This window comes from Bradyrhizobium sp. 35 (genome assembly GCF_023073215.1).
Lineage (GTDB): Bacteria > Pseudomonadota > Alphaproteobacteria > Rhizobiales > Xanthobacteraceae > Bradyrhizobium > Bradyrhizobium canariense_D.
The window spans coordinates 1-3,260 of record NZ_JADPJC010000018.1; the positions used below are offsets into that span (position 1 = coordinate 1).

Consider the following 3,260-nt stretch of genomic DNA (forward strand, 5'->3'; position numbering starts at 1 on the left):
TCGAGGACGCGATCGACGTCGAGGACGACCATGAGCTGGCCGTCGAGACGGTGGACACCGCCGGCGAGCTTGGCCATGCGGGGGTCGAGATTGACGGGGTTTTCTTCCATGCCGTCCTCGGCGAGCCGCAGCACTTCGCCGATCTGGTCGATCAGGAGGCCGTAGGATTCACCGCGCAGGTCGACGCCGACCGCCATCGGGATCTTGCCGTCCTCGGGCTTGGGCAGGCCGAGCCGGGCGCGCATGTCGACCACGGTGACGATGCGGCCGCGCAGGTTCAGCACGCCCGCGATCTCGCGCGAGGACAGCGGCACGCGGGTGACGCGCTCGGGCATGAACACGTCCTGGACGCGGGAGATCGGCAGGCCGAACAGCTGGCCGCCGATCATCGCGGTGACGTATTCGACCATGGCGCCTTCGCCGGACTGGGTCTTCTTGGTCATGTGCGTATCTCCTGATCCCGCTGGTTACGCTGCTGCGCGGCTCAGCTCGGAGGCACCGGCGGCGCCCGCGGTCTGTTCCTTCAGCGCCGCGATCAGACCGGGACGGTCGAACTTGGCGACATAGTCGTGGAAGCCGGCCTGACGGCCGCGCTCGATCGCCGCCGGCGACACCAGCGCGGAGAGGCCGATGATCGGCATCGCGCCCAGATTGCTGTCGGAGCGGATGGTCTCGGCAAACTCGAACCCGTTCATGTCGGGCATCTCGATGTCGGTCAGGACCACGTCGAAGCTCTGCGCGCGCAACGCCGCGAGGCCCTCCTGCGCGGTCGGCGCGGTGCGGACGCGGTAGCCGGCGGCCTTGAGCACCGGGGCCAGCATGTTGCGGAAGAACGCCGAGTCGTCGACCAGCAGCACCGATTGCGAGTGCAGCGACGGTTTCATCTCCTTGCGGGTGAACCAGTCGGCGAACGCCATCGGCAGGAAGTGGCCGACGTCGATCACTTCGGTGGCCTGGCCCTTGATCACGGCCGAGCCGAGAATGCCGGAGGAGGATCCGCCGACCTCGATGTTGAGCCGTTCCTCGACGATGTCGATGATCTCGTCGACGACGAGGCCCATGGAGCGGCCGTCGTCGGAGAACACCAGGATCGGCTGGGCGCCCTGGCTCGCGATGGTGACGCTCTCCATGGCAACGAGCGGCATCAGCTGCTCGCGGTACTGCACCATGTAGCGGCCGTTCGAGAACTCGATCTTGTCGGCCGGGAGCTCTTCCAGGCGCGTGACGAGCCCGAGCGGGACCGCCTTGGGCTGGGACGAGCCGGCGCGGAACACCAGCAGCGAGGTGGTCTGCTCGCCCGATCCGATGCTGTGCGTCCCGTTCTCGCTGTTCATGTCATGGGCCGAGGAGCCGGCGGCGCCGAGCGCCTTGGCAATGCCGTTGGGGTCGATGATCATGATGACCGCGCCGTCGCCCAGGATGGTATTGCCCGAGAACATGTCGATGTGGCGCAGCTTCGTCGACATCGGCTTGACCACGATTTCTTCGGTGTGGAACACGCCGTCGACGACGATGCCGAAGGTCTGGCTGCCGACCTGCGTCACCACGATGAAGCCGTTCTCGGGATCGGAGACGGCGCCGTCGTCGATCTTGAGCAGCTTCTTGAGATGGATCAGCGGCAGCAGCTTGTTGCGCAGCCTGAGAACCGCGGTGTCCTTGATGCGCTCGATGCGGTGCTCCGAGTTGGCGCGGGCCCGCACCAGCTCGACCACGGAGAGCTGCGGGATCGCAAAGCGGTCGCCGGCGGCTTCCACGATCAGCGCGGAGACGATGGCGAGCGTCAGCGGGATCTTGATGGTGACGGAGGAGCCTTCACCGGCGACCGACTTGATGTCGATGGTGCCGCCGATCTGGTCGATATTGGTGCGCACCACGTCCATGCCGACGCCGCGCCCCGACACCGAGGTGATGGCGGCAGCAGTGGAGAAGCCCGGGGCGAAGATGAACTTGTGGATCTGGGCTTCGCTCATCTTCTCGAGCTCGGCCTCGGTGACCAGACCTGAGGAGATCGCCTTGGCCTTGATCCTGTCGGTGTTCAGGCCACGGCCGTTGTCGGCGATGCAGATGATGATGTGGCCGCCCTCGTGATAGGCGGACAGGCGAATGGTGCCCTGCTCGCCCTTGCCGCCGGCGAGACGCTCGGCCGGGGTCTCCAGGCCATGGTCGGCGGAGTTGCGCACCATGTGGGTGAGCGGGTCCTTGATCAGGTCGAGCACCTGGCGGTCGAGCTCGGTGGCCGTGCATCTCCAGCTCGATCTGCTTGCCGAGTTCGCTCGAGAGGTCGCGAACGATGCGGGGCAGCTTCTGCCAGGCATTGCCGATCGGCTGCATGCGCGTCTTCATGACGCCTTCCTGCAGCTCGGCGGTGACGTTGGACAGCCGCTGCAACGGCACCTTGAACTCGGTGTCCTCGTTGCGGCGGGATATCTCCAACAGCTGGTTGCGGGTCAGCACCAGCTCCGAGACCATGGTCATCAGATGCTCCAGCGTATCCACGTTGACGCGGATCGACTGGTTGGCGATGCTGGCTCCCTCAGCGGCGCCCTCGTCGGCGATCGCCTTCTTCGGCACGGCCTTGTCCTTGGGCGCCTTGGCTTCCTTCGCGGCTTCCTTGGCAACAGGCACCGGGGCTTCAGCGGCAGGCGGAGGCTCCGCCTTGACTTCGGCCTTGGCAACCGGGACCGGCACTTCGATCGCGGTCTCGCGGAAGGCACGCTCGAGCTCGTCGAGCGAGACTTCGCCCGGACGCAGCGGACGCTCCAGGCTCTGGTCGGCCAGCACGCCGGAGGTCGGCGCGGCTTCGACGGCGACAGGCGCGTCCGGCACCAGCGGCGGCGCTTCGGCAACGGCAGCAGCAGCAGCGCCGGCCGCCATGGCGGCCATGCCCTGCTCGACCATCGCTTCCAGCTTGTCGATGAGATCGCGGTCGGTGCCCTCGGGCTCGGCTTCGGTCGCCTCCAGCCCGGCCAGAATTTCCTTGATGCGGTCGATCGAGGACAGGATCACCGTCACCGCCTGCCCCGTCACCGGCATGCCGTCACGGAATTTGCCCATCAGCGTCTCGCCGGCATGCGCCTGCGCTTCCAGTCGCGGCAATCCGAGGAAGCCGCACGTGCCCTTGATGGTGTGGACCAGCCGGAAAATGTTATCCAGGATCTTGGCGTTGTTCGGCTCCTGTTCGAACTTCACCAGCTGATTGTCCACGGTGTCCAGGCTCTCGCTGGTTTCCGTCAAAAACTCCCGCAACAGATCATCCATGA

The 3,260-nt window shown here is 66.3% G+C and carries 1 protein-coding gene and 1 pseudogene; both read right to left on the reverse strand.

What is annotated here, in order from left to right; translation table 11 throughout:
- On the reverse strand, positions 1-443 hold a 443-nt coding region (locus IVB36_RS04095; protein WP_085348214.1), incomplete at its 3' end, for a chemotaxis protein CheW.
- Positions 444-467: 24 nt separating this feature from the next.
- Positions 468-3,258: pseudogene (locus IVB36_RS04100) on the reverse strand (hybrid sensor histidine kinase/response regulator).
- Positions 3,259-3,260: the final 2 nt, after the last annotated feature.